This window comes from Carnobacterium sp. AT7 (assembly GCF_000171855.1).
Classification (GTDB): domain Bacteria; phylum Bacillota; class Bacilli; order Lactobacillales; family Carnobacteriaceae; genus Carnobacterium_B; species Carnobacterium_B jeotgali.
Genome location: NZ_ABHH01000002.1, coordinates 68,295 through 81,943, shown reverse-complemented (window position 1 = coordinate 81,943; position 13,649 = coordinate 68,295). Strand labels below are relative to the sequence as shown.

13 protein-coding genes are annotated in these 13,649 nt (G+C 36.3%); 12 read left to right on the top strand and 1 reads right to left on the bottom strand.

The features are described 5' to 3' along the window. Window positions 1–10 precede the first annotated feature (10 nt). The 6 genes from CAT7_RS01130 to CAT7_RS01105 all read left to right on the top strand — a co-directional run bounded on the left by CAT7_RS01130 (window position 11) and on the right by CAT7_RS01105 (window position 7,028). Window positions 11–781, top strand: coding sequence for a MurR/RpiR family transcriptional regulator (locus tag CAT7_RS01130; protein WP_007721053.1), 771 nt, complete (start codon window positions 11–13; stop codon window positions 779–781). 123 nt (window positions 782–904) lie between these two features. Next, on the top strand, window positions 905–2,509 hold the full coding sequence (locus CAT7_RS01125; RefSeq protein WP_007721052.1) for a PTS transporter subunit EIIC: 1,605 nt from the start codon (window positions 905–907) through the stop codon (window positions 2,507–2,509). A 33-nt stretch (window positions 2,510–2,542) separates the two neighbouring features. Further along, window positions 2,543–3,871: a 6-phospho-alpha-glucosidase gene (locus CAT7_RS01120; RefSeq protein ID WP_007721051.1), complete on the top strand. Its 1,329-nt coding sequence runs from the start codon at window positions 2,543–2,545 to the stop codon at window positions 3,869–3,871. 223 nt (window positions 3,872–4,094) lie between these two features. Continuing rightward, entirely contained in the window at window positions 4,095–5,645 is a 1,551-nt protein-coding gene (locus tag CAT7_RS01115) for a gluconokinase (protein ID WP_007721049.1), read from the top strand. Between the two features lie 185 nt (window positions 5,646–5,830). Continuing rightward, entirely contained in the window at window positions 5,831–6,598 is a 768-nt protein-coding gene (locus CAT7_RS01110) for a threonine/serine ThrE exporter family protein (RefSeq protein ID WP_007721047.1), read from the top strand. Continuing rightward, window positions 6,591–7,028 carry a threonine/serine exporter family protein gene (locus CAT7_RS01105; RefSeq protein ID WP_007721045.1) on the top strand — a complete coding sequence of 146 codons (438 nt, stop codon included), beginning with the start codon at window positions 6,591–6,593 and terminating at the stop codon, window positions 7,026–7,028. The genes CAT7_RS01110 and CAT7_RS01105 overlap by 8 nt, the downstream gene beginning before the upstream one ends. Window positions 7,029–7,102: 74 nt before the next feature. Here the strand turns inward: CAT7_RS01105 and CAT7_RS01100 are convergent, their stop codons facing one another. Further along, the gene (locus CAT7_RS01100) at window positions 7,103–7,924 is read right to left on the bottom strand and encodes an aminotransferase class IV (protein ID WP_007721043.1); all 822 of its coding nucleotides are present in this window, start codon (window positions 7,922–7,924) and stop codon (window positions 7,103–7,105) included. Window positions 7,925–8,082: 158 nt separating this feature from the next. On the opposite strand from CAT7_RS01100, the gene CAT7_RS01095 reads away from it, so the two are divergent. The 6 genes from CAT7_RS01095 to CAT7_RS01070 all read left to right on the top strand — a co-directional run bounded on the left by CAT7_RS01095 (window position 8,083) and on the right by CAT7_RS01070 (window position 13,629). Beyond that, entirely contained in the window at window positions 8,083–8,706 is a 624-nt protein-coding gene (locus CAT7_RS01095) for an NUDIX hydrolase (protein ID WP_007721041.1), read from the top strand. A 159-nt stretch (window positions 8,707–8,865) separates the two neighbouring features. Further along, window positions 8,866–9,957, top strand: a complete 1,092-nt coding sequence (locus CAT7_RS01090) for an ABC transporter permease (RefSeq protein WP_007721039.1) — start codon at window positions 8,866–8,868, stop codon at window positions 9,955–9,957. 15 nt (window positions 9,958–9,972) lie between these two features. Then, entirely contained in the window at window positions 9,973–10,650 is a 678-nt protein-coding gene (locus CAT7_RS01085; protein ID WP_007721037.1) for an ABC transporter ATP-binding protein, read from the top strand. Between the two features lie 50 nt (window positions 10,651–10,700). Continuing rightward, entirely contained in the window at window positions 10,701–11,156 is a 456-nt protein-coding gene (locus tag CAT7_RS01080) for a MarR family winged helix-turn-helix transcriptional regulator (protein ID WP_007721034.1), read from the top strand. 56 nt (window positions 11,157–11,212) lie between these two features. After that, complete coding sequence (locus tag CAT7_RS01075; protein ID WP_007721031.1) at window positions 11,213–12,724, top strand: phytoene desaturase family protein; 1,512 nt, start codon at window positions 11,213–11,215, stop codon at window positions 12,722–12,724. Between the two features lie 44 nt (window positions 12,725–12,768). Beyond that, complete coding sequence (locus tag CAT7_RS01070; protein ID WP_007721029.1) at window positions 12,769–13,629, top strand: phytoene/squalene synthase family protein; 861 nt, start codon at window positions 12,769–12,771, stop codon at window positions 13,627–13,629. The last annotated feature ends 20 nt before the right edge of the window (window positions 13,630–13,649 follow it).

Genomic DNA, 13,649 nt, shown 5'->3' with positions numbered 1-13,649 from the left:
GTGAATGCGAATGAAAGATATCAGCAAACTGATTCAGGGAAAAAAACTATCCGAACTGGATATAAAAGTTTTGCATTACATTATTGAAAATATCGATGATGTATTAGATAAAGGTGTAAGAGGCGTAGCAAAAGACAACTATACTTCTCCGTCAACTATTATTCGTTTATCAAAGAAGTTAGGTTATACGGGTTTTATTGACTTATATTACCAGCTGCTTCCAATGGTTAAACGAACAGTAGGTCAACAAACAGACAACGATGAAGATTTTTTGCGCATCAGTCAACAAGATTTTTTTAAAGAAAATAGTAGAGAAGACATTGATCAGTTCATTCGACAGGTTCTATATTTAAAGCAAAAATACATCTTTATTTATGCAACTGGATTTTCAGCAATCATGGCAGAGTATCTCTATAAAAAACTATTGGTATTAGGTAAAAAAACAGTTATCGCTACAGGTACCGACTCGATTGGTGTCTTTGAAAATAATTTAGAAGACATTGGCGCCTTTATTGTAATTTCAAAATCTGGCGAGACACAACAAGTAATTGATAAGTTGCTTGTCGCAAAGGATCAGGGAATATTTACGATTACTTTTACCAAAGAAACAAGCAATCGTGCCGCTGAATTAGCGGATTTAAACTTTAAACTAACCGACAATAACAAACTGGATGATCGAAATATGTTGCCAAATAGTTTTTTTCCTAGGTTACTAATGTTAGTGGAATATATTTTCAAAATGTATCTTGATGGATTACAAAAGGAAATAGCAGATGAATGAAACGTGTTTCTAAGTTGCGGAACACGTTTTTTGTGTGCCCATAACGCTATACAATAAATCGCTTTCAAGATAAACTAGGTTTATGAAAAGAAATGAAACAATAAAAAATTGGAGGTAAGAAGTATGAAAGAAAAAGTGATGGATGGTATGCAACGATTCTCAAAAGCGATGTTTATCCCTGTATTGATTTTACCTATCGCAGGAATCTTGATTGCAATCGGTAATTTATTTACAAATGCGAAGTTGATTGAAACCGTTCCCTTTTTAAATAATCCCATCACAATGGGTTTTGGTGCTATTTTATCTAGCTCGTTAGTTTCTATATTAAGCAACCTTGGACTAATATTTTGTATTGGACTAGCCGTTGGATTAGCTAAAAAGAAAAAGTCAGAAGCAGGATTTACTGCTGTACTAGGATACTTAGTGTTTATCAATGCGATGAACAAATTTATGGAACTTAGTGGGGTATTATTCGAAGGTGAATCATTACAAGGTACTGGACAGACCATGGTATTAGGTGTTCAAGTACTCGATATGGGTGTTTTTCTTGGCATTATATTAGGTATCGTAACAGCACTTGTACATAACAAGTTTTGTGAGAAAGAATTTAATAACGCATTTCAAATTTATGGTGGAACGCGTTTCGTATTCATCTTATTGATTCCAGTAGTCGTTTTATTGGCTATTGCTTTCACATATATCTGGCCGTTTTTCCAAAGCGGCATCAATAGCTTAGGAACATTAATTAATCAAAGCGGAAATTTTGGGATTTTCTTATATGGAACGTTAGAACGCTTATTAATTCCGACAGGACTGCATCACTTGGTTTATACGCCGTTCTTGTACACGTCACTAGGAGGCATTCAAGAAGTTGGAGGGCAAATTTTTGAAGGAGCAAGAAATATTTACTTTGCTGAAATCGCCGATCCAAGTGTCAGTGTTTTATCTCCAAGTGTGATTTGGGATGCACGTGGGATTTCAAAAATGTTTGGTTTAATTGGAGCTTGTTTAGCCATGTATCACACAGCTAGCCCTGAGAATAAAAATAAAGCAAAAGCTATTTTAATTCCAGCAGTGGTTACTTCATTTGTAGCAGGAGTAACAGAACCGATTGAATTTTCATTCATGTTCGTAGCTCCATTGTTATTTATTGTCCATGCAGCGTTAAGTGGATTAAGTATGGTGGTGTTGAATTTATTGAGTGTTCGAGCTATTGGACCAAATGGCTTCATCGATTTCCTATTGTACAATGTGCCATTAGGTATTGAGAAAACGGGTTGGCCAATGTACATCTTGGTTGGTCTCGTATTCTTCGCAATCTATTACGTTACTTTCCGTTTCTTGATTACTAAATTCAAGTTTAAAACGATTGGTCGTGAAGATACTGGTCAGGAAACAAAGCTTTACTCTAAGAAAGAATACAATGAAAGCAAGGCTGCTAAACCTGCCTCCGGTGGTGCAGAGAATCAAGGGGATACGGGTTTAGCAAGCACGATTGTTGCAGCATTGGGAGGACCAGACAATATTGATACGGTAACTAATTGTTACACACGTTTGAGGTTAACCTTGCATAACCCCGGTATAGTAGATGAGCAGTCTTTAAAAAATGATACAGGAGCAAGTGGAGTAATCATTAAAGACCACAATGTCCACGTTGTTTATGGGTTGCAAGTGAGCAGTGTGAGAAAATCAGTCGATCACTATTTAGGAAGAGAATCAGAAGAATAAATAAAAAGATAAGATGAAAGGAAGTTATGACTAATGAAGAAATTTTCAATCGTAATCGCAGGAGGCGGAAGCACATTTACACCAGGAATCGTCATGATGTTGCTCGAAAATGTGGATCGTTTTCCAATTCGAACGCTAAAATTATATGATAATGATGGAGAAAGACAAGCTGTTTTAGGAGAGGCACTTGAAATATTATTGAAAGAGCAAGCACCCGAAATTGATTTTTCTTATACAACGGATCCAAAAGAAGCTTTTACGGATGTTGATTTTTGTATGGCACATATCCGAGTTGGAAAGTACGCAATGCGTGAACAAGATGAAAAAATTCCGTTGAAATATGGAATCGTAGGTCAAGAAACATGTGGACCTGGTGGAATTGCTTATGGAATGCGTAGTATCACAGGCATGATGGAAATTATTGATTATATGGAAGAGTATTCTCCAGATGCTTGGATGCTGAACTATTCTAACCCAGCAGCTATCGTAGCGGAGGCATGTCGTGTCATGCGTCCTAATGCAAAAGTACTCAACATTTGCGATATGCCTGTGGGAACGTTAAGAAGAATGTCTCAAATTATTGGAAAAACGCCAGCTGAATTAGAAGTCCGTTATTTTGGATTAAATCATTTTGGTTGGTGGACAAGTGTGAAAGATATTGCAACTGGCCATGAATACCTAGATGAGATTAAAGAATATGTTGCTGAAAATGGTTATTTGACACAAGTTGAAGTCGATACTCAACATATGGATGAGAGCTGGCAAGCGACTCATAAAAAAGCTAAAGATTTATTGGCTATTGAACCTCGTTTCTTACCGAATACGTATTTGAAATATTATTTTTACCCAGATTATGAAGTAGCTCATTCTAATCCTGAATTCACGCGTGCAAACGAAGTGATGGCTGGTCGTGAAAAAGAAGTATTTACAGCTGCTAAAGAAATCATTGAAAAAGGCACAGCTGAAAATAGCAACTTCCATATTGATAGCCATGCTTCTTTTATTGTTGATTTAGCCCGTGCTATTGCTTTTAATACACATGAAAGAATGTTATTGATTGTAGAAAATAATGGCGCTATCGCTAACTTTGATGATGATGCTATGGTAGAAGTTCCTTGTATCGTCGGTAGTGATGGCCCAGAACCATTAGCACAAGGGAAGATTCCTCAATTTGAGAGAGCTTTAATGTTGCAACAAGTCACAGCTGAAAAAATGGTTGTTGAAGCGTACATTGAAGGAAGCTACCAGAAATTATGGCAAGCTTTGTGCTTGTCTAAAATTGTGCCAAATGCAGCGGTAGCTAAAAACTTATTAGATGATTTAATTATTGCTAACAAAGGTTTCTGGCCAGAATTAAATTAAAAAACAGCATAGACTAAGCAAGAAAAGGAGAATACGTTCATCTTTTCTTGCTTTTTTACTCAAAAAAATAATGAAACCAAAAGTGACAGTAGACATTATTTGAAAATGGTTCATAATAGTAAGAGTATGCGTGATGCAATCGGTTGCAGAGAGATTTAATGGTTTGAATCATCGCGTAATGAATTTGAAAGATAGTTGTATCAAAGCAAGGAGGACTAAATTTATGATAAAACAACCAAAATATACCATTGGAGTGGACATTGGGACAACCAGTACAAAAGCCGTTTTGTACCAAGAAGACCTTCAAGTGGTCGATAGTACATATGTAGGTTACGCTATTAGTCAAACTGAAGCAGGAATGGCAGAGCAGGATCCAAAGGCAATTTTCCAAGCAGTCCTTTCGGTTATTCGAACATTGATGGAAAAAGACAAAGAAATCAAAAACCAAGTGGACTTTATTTCTTTCTCAAGTGCCATGCATAGCGTGATTGTTGTAGATGGAAAAGATGAATTATTAACAAATTGCATTATTTGGGCGGATAATCGTCCAGCCGATTTAGTTGCTCAGTTAAAAGAGACCACAGATTGGAGAGCTTTATACCAGAAAACGGGGACTCCTGTTCATTCTATGACACCACTGAGTAAAATAATGTGGCTAAAAGAATATTTCCCTACTATTTTACAAAAAGCAAAGAAGATTATTGGCATTAAAGAATATGTTCTGTACCAGTTGACTGGCGAATACAAAATTGATTATTCGATTGCTTCAGCGACAGGCTTGTTCAATATTCGTGAATTGGCATGGGATAAAGAAATTCTTGAACTTGTCGAAATCGAAGAGTCTATGTTATCCCAACCTGTTGATGTAACGCATCGCTGGCAGACTATCCGTGAGTTTTATGCGGAACAGATGGCAATTGATTCAAAAACAGATTTAGTTATTGGAGCCAGTGATGGTTGCCTATCTAATCTTGGGGTTGGAGCAATGGATCCTGGAGAAACAGCAATCACAATCGGGACGAGCGGAGCAATACGCATGGTAACCAATCAAATTGTATTGGATGCAGAAGGTAGAACATTTTGCTACTACTTATCAAAAAATCGTTGGGTCATCGGTGGCGCTGTAAATAATGGTGGCAATGTGATGGCCTGGTTGACGTCTGTACTTTATCCTGAAGGAAGCCAATTAATGGACAATAAGGTTGAAACAGAATTGGAGCAGCTTAATCGTTTAGCTGAAATAGTAACCCCAGGTGCAGATGGGTTGTTTTTCTTGCCGTACTTAAATGGAGAACGTGCGCCACTATGGGAGTCAGAAGCTACTGGTAGTTACATCGGTTTAGCTTCTCGTCATACTACTGGACATATGGTAAGAGCAGCTATGGAAGGCGTAATGTTTAATCTCTATGAAGTTTGGCAGCTCATTCAAGAAGTTGGTGGTCCTTCTAAAACAATTAAAGTAACGGGTGGTTTTTTAAATTCTCCTTTATGGAAGCAAATGCTTGCAGATATATTTGGTAGACCGATGCAGCAGCCGACTAGCTTTGAAAGTTCTTGTTTAGGAGCAGTGCTGCTTGGGAAAGTGGATAATGAGATCTTGGAAAGTTCGATCATCCAACATAAACCTGTTTTATTAGATCAAAAAACGGAGCCTGAGATTTGGATGCAGCCAAATGAACAAACGACTGAAAACTACAAAAAAATCATTCCTACTTATCAAAAACTAGCCAAAGAGATGACTAAAGTACGTAAAATTCTGGGTGAAGTAAATTAAATTACAAGTAAGCAAAAAACAGAGCAGATTTTTCTGCTCTGTTTTTTGCTTACACCTATTGTCTTTAAAAATAGAAAGATTCTTTAGGATAAAGAAACTATGCTATACTAAATTTGGATTTACATACGAGTAATGCAGTTGAAACAGCGGCTGGTAGCCATTATGGGAAAGGGAGGACACACAAAATGGATTATAGAACTCTGATGGATATCGCTATATTAGCAGGGAAAATCATGTTAGAAAGCAACGCTGAAACGTACCGTGTTGAAGACACAATGAATCATATTTTGAAAACATCAAAATTCGAAACCACTGAAGCTTTTGCAATTGCAACTGGATTAGTGGCTACGCTAGATGATCCTAGTATCGAAGACCCGATCACAGTTGTTAAACGAATCAGCTTGCGCGATACAAATTTAAATAATATTGCTACTGTAAACACCATATCCCGTCAATTGACGACTGGAGAAATAACGATTCCAGAAGCGTATGATGCTTTACAGGATATTGGGAAAGTACAGTACAAGCGACTATATAAAGATTTTGCTATAGCAGCATTAGCAGCTTCGTTTGCTCTATTACTAGGAGGCGGTCTAGTTGAAATACTGGCTGCTGGAATTAACGGTGGCTTGCTGGCGCTAGTATTAAAAGGCGAGAAAAAGTTGGATATGGGATCATTTGTACGAAATGTTTTATCGTCTGCGGTTATATCAGTAGGAGCTGGGTTGATGCAGGCGTTTATTTTCCCAACGCTTAATATAAATCTGGTCATAACGGGAACAATCATGCCTTTAGTTCCAGGAACAGCGATTACAAATGCGATTCGAGATACTTTACAAGGAGACTACATGTCTGGTGGTGCGAAAGCCTTAGAAGCTTTCGTGATTGCTCTCTCAATCGCCATAGGGGTAGCCATTGGATTAGTTGTTATTGGAGGTGCCCTCTTTGATTAGTCAAATCATAGGAGCTTTTCTGGCAGTCACCGCAGCGGCTGTCATCTTAGAATCGCCTAAAAAACATATTGTTACAGCAGCTATTGTAGGAGCTGTAGGTTGGGCAGTTTATTTGCTTTGTATTGATGCACTAGGATCTGTTGGAGCTACCTATATTTCAGGATTAGTGATTTCAACGCAATCGCATATTTTCTCGCGCATGTTTAAAGTTCCAGTAACTATTTTCTTTCTTCCTGGATTTTTCCCGTTGGTACCAGGTTCGGGTATGTATTTAACGGTCTATGAATTTATTCAAGGCAATACTAATTTAGCACAAGCGCACCTGCAGAATACCATCCAAATAGCAGGGATGATTGCCTTGGCAATTTTCACTGTTGATACCATTTTCAAAGTAATCAAAAGGACACAGCAACTAAAAAACACACATTAAACTCATTGAAGAAGCCAAGAACCTAAATTGCGTTCTTGGCTTCTTAACAGTTATTTATCAGTCAAGTGAACGCGTTAACGACTAGTAGCAGAGTGAATATAAGACTCAACAAGTTTCGTGTATTCATTCATCAGGGCTTTAATGATTGGATTGGATGTAGAGGGTAAAGTTAGTGTTTCAATCGATTGGATGGGTAATATATTATTCCCAGTACCTGTAATAAAAGCTCCATCAATTTCAGCTAATTTTGAAACAGGGATGGTTTCTTCTAAAACCTCAAAGCCCAACGTTTCACATAAAGCTAACGTTTTTTTTCGAACAATACCAAGTAATACATTCTTAGCAGGCGAGGTGTACAGTTTATTCTGCTTAACAATAAATAAATTTGAACGGCTGCCTTCAGTAACATGATTGTCTTGATCGACGAGTAACACTTCATAAGCTTGCTGTTTTTCTCGTTCAGCTAAAACTCTTTTTTGATAATCATTTCGTACGGTTTTGATATTTGGATCTATTCTTTCCATTTTCAATAAAGTTGTATGCATACCATTTAGGTAATACTCTTGTGGCGGGTAAGTCGTTTTCGTAAAGAAAATTAACAGTCCTTTTGAAGCAGTTAAAATAAGTTTGATATTCTTATTAGAAACTTGATTTACAGAAATCAATTGATAAATCCGTTGCGTTATAGACTCATCAGAATCAGTTAAGGTTAAATTTGTAGCGGCAGCGGATGCTTTAAACCTTTCTAAGTGATCTTCTAAAAAAAGAGCGACCCCTTGTTGAACACGGATAACCTCATAAATCATTTTTCCATCCAGTTGGTTAAAAATAGTGCTATTTTCGGTTGCTTTTTTTTGGTCATTTATAAAATAAAAGGTCTCTTCTACTTGTTCCATAATAATCTCCCTTTTGTATGAACGCATGAACTGTCATATTTCTTCTATTGTAATCAACTTATTACAGGATTAGCAAGAATTATATTAGTATAGTACAGCTGGATTAATTATAATGAGGTATATCGTTTATTATATGAATATCTGAAGGAGGATTAAATATGTTAGAAGAAATAAAAATCTTGTTGGAAAGCCATAGAGTGAAACCGCTTAATAATCAACGCCATTTTGCAGTACTGATTCCTTTAATTGAAGTAGATGAGGAGATGCATCTTTTATACGAAGTACGCAGTAAAAGTATCTCTCAACCGGGTGAAACGTCTTTTCCTGGTGGAAGAGTCGAAAAAGGGGAAACGTATAAAGAAGCAGCTATCCGTGAAACAATGGAAGAATTATCTCTTTCTAGAGACGCCATTCAAATTTTAGGCGAAATGGATTATATTGTGAATGAGCACCTCGTTATTCGAGCTTTTGTGGGAGAAGTGAAAAAGATAAGCGTGAAGGATATTCAATTTAATGAAGAGGTAGATGAAGTCTATACTGTGCCGTTAAATTATTTTTTAACTCACGAGCCGGTATATTATACTGCAAATGTTAAATTGGAACACGAAAAAGGGTTTCCTTATGAGCTGATTCCTGGAGGTGAAAAATACAATTGGAAGCAAGGAAAGCATGCTGTCCCATTCTATAACTTGAGCAATCATACAATCTGGGGATTCACGGCTAATCTGACGGATCGCTTCGCACGATTGTTGAAAGAGTACAAAAGGGAGGGTGATTTATAGCAATCATGTAGGAATTGTAAAAAACAAGTAAGAAAATTGTACATTTTTTTTCGTTTACGGTATGATATATCGTGTATGATGCAATGGGTTACATACAGTCAAAATACAACAGAATTCATTGGTCTAAAAAGAAGCAGGTAGTTAAGAGGGGGATATAATATGTTTTTAGCATGGAAAGAAATTAAGTATTCAAAAACCAGATTTGCATTGATTATTGGGGTTATGGTATTAGTATCCTATTTGGTTTATTTTTTAACAGGGTTAGCATATGGTTTAGCGCAAGATAATCGAACAAGTGTGGATAAATGGGAAGCAGATGCGATTGTTTTGACGGACGAATCAAATACCAATATCAATATGTCTATGTTGACATTTGAACAAGCAAAAGAAGTAAAAGCAGATGAAACTGCGTTACTTGGTTTAGCGCCTAGTGTTATTAGAAAAGTTGGCGAGACAGGCGAATCTTCAAAAATAAATGCAACATTTTTTGGTATTGATCCAGATGAATTTATTATGCCCGAAGTCATAGATGGACGAGCATTTGAAACTGATGATGAAGTGGTTGCTGACATCAGTTTAAATAAAGAAGATGGCATTGAATTGGGAGATGAGGTTCAACTTGCTGGAAGCGATAAAGAAGTAAAAGTAGTTGGATTTACTGAAAATGCTAAGTTTAATGTGGCACCGGTATTGTACACTACGATTGACTCATACCAAGAAGTACGCTTTGAAGCAAGTGATGATTCAGAAAATGGTCGAATCAGTGCAGTAGTTGTTCGTGACTCTTCAGATTCTTTTAAAAAAGTTGTTGCAGATGCTGACGATTTAGTTGCGTATTCTATTGGGGATTACATCTTTAAAATACCTGGATACAGCGCTCAAGTCTTAACATTCGGTTTAATGATTGGTTTCTTAATCGTAATCGCCGCAGTCGTTATTGGAATATTTATCTATGTATTGACTTTACAAAAAACAAGTATGTTTGGAGTAATGAAAGCACAAGGAATCTCTTCAGGCTATATCGCTAAATCTGTAGTTGCACAAACATTCTTATTATCTACTATTGGTGTGGGAATAGGCTTGACTTTAACGGTTATCACGTCATTTGTTCTGCCAGCAGCAGTTCCATATAGCACAAATTGGCTATTTATTGCAGGAATAACAGCATTGCTTATTGTTATAGCTGTTTTAGGAGCATTATTCTCAGTACGGACAGTCGTTAAAATCGACCCATTAACAGCAATTGGATAAAGGAGGAAAACAAAAATGAAATTAATAGAATTGGATAACGTAAGCCGTTCTTTTGGTGAAGGACACAAACGAATAGAAGCATTAAAAAACACCACTTTTTCTGTAGAAGAAGGCGAGTTCGTTGCTATTATAGGTCCCAGTGGATCTGGTAAAAGTACGTTATTGACGATTATTGGAGGATTACAAAAGCCTTCAAATGGGACAGTAGAAATCAATGAAAAACCGTTTAGTGATGTGAGTGAAAAAGACCGTGCAGCTTTACGATTCAAAGAAATTGGCTTTATTTTGCAAGCGTCAAACTTAGTTCCATTTTTGACTGTGAAAGATCAACTAAACTTAGTCAATAAAGTTGAAAAATCAAAAGTGAAGAAAGAAAAACAAAAAGAACTGTTAGAAGAATTAGGAATTTATGATTTGAGAGATAAATACCCAAGTGATTTGTCTGGCGGAGAACGTCAACGTGTTGCGATTGCGCGTGCTTTGTATCATGAGCCTTCTGTTATTTTAGCAGATGAACCGACTGCTAGTTTAGATTCTGAAAAAGCCTTTGAAGTAGTTGAGATATTAGCACGTGAAACGAAAATTAAAAAGAAAGCAACCATAATGGTTACTCATGATGAGCGTTTGATTAGCCATTGTGACAAAGTTTACGTGATGAAAGACGGCGTTTTAACGTTGAGAGAAACTAATTAACGTGAGTATTACAATTGAAATGAATGGACTAGATGGAAGGGGAAAAAATAATGGATGAATCAATATTCGTTCGATCTTTAGAAGACCAACTGTGCTTTGAAGTATACAAAGCTTCCAACGGATTTTCAAGAATGTATGGAAGAGCCTTGAAGTCATTCGGTTTAACTTTTCCTCAGTATCTTGTTTTGTTAGCGCTATGGGATGAAGATCATGTCTTTATAAAAAACATAAGCGATCGTATAGGTATGAGTATAGGAACAATGAATCCAATCTTAAATCGGTTGAAAACTCAAGGATGGATTGAAAAAGTAATATCAGATACGGACAAGCGAGCAGTAGTAGTGACGTTAACTGAGAAAAGTCAGCAATCTAAAAAAGCTATATCAAAAGCTATTTTGAATGAAATTATTCAGTGTAACATGGAAGATATAAGCAATGATGCTTTTGTAAAAGGTTTGAAGTCTTTAAACCATGAATTTGAATGGTTAGAAGAGAAAAATAATTAAGTTGAACTCAGGCTAAAAATAGGAACCATACAAATATAAATTAGGGGGAAGACTTTTTGAGTAAAAAAATAGCGGTTATTGGGGCTGGTGTAGCCGGTTTAGCCAGTGCTATCCGGTTGCAACATGAAGGATATGAAGTAGAGATATTTGAAAAAGAAGCCATTCCAGGCGGAAAAATGAATCGGATTGAAAAAGACGGATATACATTTGATTTAGGCCCAAGCTTAGTAATGATGCCTGAGATTTATAAAGAAGTTTTCGAATTGGCAGGAAGAAATCCAGATGATTATATTCCTATGACCAGACTCGATCCTATGTATTCAGCGTTCTTTGGGCCAGAGGAAAAAGATCGCTATGATGTATCTTCAGATCTCGTTAAATTGATAGCATCACTAGAAAATCTTAGCGATGAAGATGCAAAAGGTTTTTTAAGTTATTTGCAAGATATTTACGGACGTTTTATCGTGGCGAAAGATCACTTTTTACAACGACCTTTCAGAAGTGCGTTAGATTTTTATAACCCCTTTATGATTAAGCAAGCGCTGAAGTTGAAAACATTTGATACGGCTAGTCATTCTATCGGTAAATTCGTAAAAGACAAACGAATGCAGCAAATGTTAAGCTTTCAAACCCTTTATATAGGTGTTTCACCTAATAATGGACCTTCTCTTTATTCGATTATTCCAATGATTGAATTCCTTTATGGTGTTTGGTTCATTAAAGGTGGCATGTATACAATGGCTAAGTCAATGGAACGGCTATTTTTAGAATTAGGCGGAAAAGTAAACTATAATAGTCCTGTAGAGAGTATTTTGATTCAAGATAAAAAAGCTTATGGAATCAAACTGAAAGATAAAGAAGTACTAACAGATTTTGTTTTATGTAACGCAGATTTCCCTTATGCTCTCAAAAATTTGGTTCAAGACAAAGCTGCAAAAGGCAAATATACGGATAAAAAAATTGATAGTATGAAGTATTCTTGTTCTTGTTTTATCTTGTACCTAGGGATGGATCGTAAATATGATCAGGTTGATCAATTGCATAACTTTGTATTTACAGAAGATCTAGATAAAAATCTTGAGGATATTTTTGATGGAAAATTATTAGATAAACCCTCTTACTATTTATATATGGCTTCAAAAATGGATCAATCTATGGCACCAGAAGGCAAAGATGGATTGTATCTGTTAGTTCCCGTTTCAGATCTTTCGACAGCAGATTACGAATGGAATGAAGAAACGATTCAGTATTACCGTTCACAAGTATTGGACTCGCTTAAAACCCTAAAAGGTTTTGAAAATGTTGAAAATGAGATTGTATCGGAAACGTATATGACACCATTAGATTTTGAAGAAAAATTCAATGCCTATAATGGAGCATGTTTTGGATTGAGACCTAATTTGTTACAAAGCAATCATTTTAGACCACAAGCAAAAGCAAAAAATTGTGAAAATCTTTATTTTGCCGGAAGCAGTACCCATCCAGGTGCAGGTGTCCCAATTGTCTTGTTGTCTGCTAAGATAGCTGTAGGAGAATTGTTGCTAGATGACCGTGGCGTTAAATACTAATGGGTTGAAGAAAGTAGATGAATAAAAGCTAGGAGGGGCGGAATATGGAATTAAACAAACAAGAAACCATAAAACAAGATTACCAGTACTGTGAAAATATTATTAAACAGCACTCCAAGAGTTTTTATTATGCTTTCTCACGTTTGCCTAAAGCTAAGGCACAAGCCATATTTGCGATTTACGCCTTTTGTAGGCGAGCCGATGATGAGGTAGATTTAGCAGAAACAGCACAAGAACAGTTAGCAGCAGTGGAGACGCTTGAAAAAGAATTGGCTCTATTTGAAAAGGGACAGCCAATTGATCATCCAGCTTGGAGAGCGTTAACTGATGTGTTTGAACGATATGATATGGATATTCAACCGTTTTATTATCAATTAACGGGTCAAAAAATGGATATTCAATTTAGTATGCCTGAAACGATGTCAGACTTAGAAAAGTATTGTTTTTATGTCGCTGGCTCAGTGGGGCTTATGTTGTTGCCTGTACTAGCTTCTGAAACGGATAAAGATCTTACGCAAACAGCTGTAAATCTAGGGTTAGCCATGCAATTGACTAATATATTGAGAGATATAGGGGAAGATTTTCAAAATATTGGACGTGTGTATATTCCTATTTCAGAATTAGAAAAGGAAAACTATTCTATTCAAGAGTTGAAGGAAAAAAAAGTGAATGATAAATTTATTCGTATTTGGGAAAGATTGGCTCAACGCGCTGAAGAACTTTATGATAATATTCAATCGGATTATCGCTACTTTGATGAAGATAGTCGTTTTCCGGTTGAATTATCAGCTAATATTTATAGAGGTCTGCTAAATGCGGTGCGAAAAAATAAGTACGATTGTTTTACAAAACGTAATTATGTTTCTAAAATGGAGATGCAGCGTATTTACCAAGCAATAAAATAAGAAATTGTCCTTGACGAATG

Coding starts and splice junctions, on each gene's coding strand:
- CAT7_RS01130 (WP_007721053.1), top strand. CDS start 11: ATGAAAGATATCAGCAAACTGATTCAGGGAAAAAAACTATCCGAACTG.
- CAT7_RS01125 (WP_007721052.1), top strand. CDS start 905: ATGAAAGAAAAAGTGATGGATGGTATGCAACGATTCTCAAAAGCGATG.
- CAT7_RS01120 (WP_007721051.1), top strand. CDS start 2,543: ATGAAGAAATTTTCAATCGTAATCGCAGGAGGCGGAAGCACATTTACA.
- CAT7_RS01115 (WP_007721049.1), top strand. CDS start 4,095: ATGATAAAACAACCAAAATATACCATTGGAGTGGACATTGGGACAACC.
- CAT7_RS01110 (WP_007721047.1), top strand. CDS start 5,831: ATGGATTATAGAACTCTGATGGATATCGCTATATTAGCAGGGAAAATC.
- CAT7_RS01100 (WP_007721043.1), bottom strand. CDS start 7,924: ATGGAACAAGTAGAAGAGACCTTTTATTTTATAAATGACCAAAAAAAA.
- CAT7_RS01095 (WP_007721041.1), top strand. CDS start 8,083: ATGTTAGAAGAAATAAAAATCTTGTTGGAAAGCCATAGAGTGAAACCG.
- CAT7_RS01090 (WP_007721039.1), top strand. CDS start 8,866: ATGTTTTTAGCATGGAAAGAAATTAAGTATTCAAAAACCAGATTTGCA.
- CAT7_RS01085 (WP_007721037.1), top strand. CDS start 9,973: ATGAAATTAATAGAATTGGATAACGTAAGCCGTTCTTTTGGTGAAGGA.
- CAT7_RS01080 (WP_007721034.1), top strand. CDS start 10,701: ATGGATGAATCAATATTCGTTCGATCTTTAGAAGACCAACTGTGCTTT.
- CAT7_RS01070 (WP_007721029.1), top strand. CDS start 12,769: ATGGAATTAAACAAACAAGAAACCATAAAACAAGATTACCAGTACTGT.